This window comes from Pseudoalteromonas sp. SIMBA_162 (assembly GCF_046535955.1).
Taxonomy (GTDB): domain Bacteria; phylum Pseudomonadota; class Gammaproteobacteria; order Enterobacterales; family Alteromonadaceae; genus Pseudoalteromonas; species Pseudoalteromonas marina.
In genome coordinates this window covers 1-248 of the sequence record NZ_JAWJBQ010000918.1, presented here as the reverse complement: position 1 = coordinate 248, position 248 = coordinate 1, and the positions used below count along the sequence as shown (strand labels likewise).

The following is a 248-nucleotide window of genomic DNA, read 5'->3' as shown; positions in this document are numbered from 1 at the left end:
CGATACCCTCTTCCGCTGCTGCACGCCAGGCCCAGCCGGCCGCCGTGGCCCGTTCGAAGAACGACGCGTTCGTGCGCATCGAAAACGTCGTGAAGAAGTTCGGCGACAGCACGGCCGTCGACAACGTGAACCTGACCATCGCGAAGAACGAGCTGTTCGCGCTGCTCGGCAGCTCGGGCTGCGGCAAGTCGACGTTGCTGCGCATGCTGGCCGGCGTCGAGACGGCCACCTCCGGCAAGATCTTCGTC

1 protein-coding gene is annotated in these 248 nt (G+C 65.7%); it reads left to right on the top strand.

Translation table 11 applies throughout. The features are described 5' to 3' along the window. Nucleotides 1–44 precede the first annotated feature (44 nt). Nucleotides 45–248 (top strand): ATP-binding cassette domain-containing protein (locus R0J88_RS22385; RefSeq protein ID WP_410901226.1); only part of this gene is annotated, 204 nt, incomplete at its 3' end.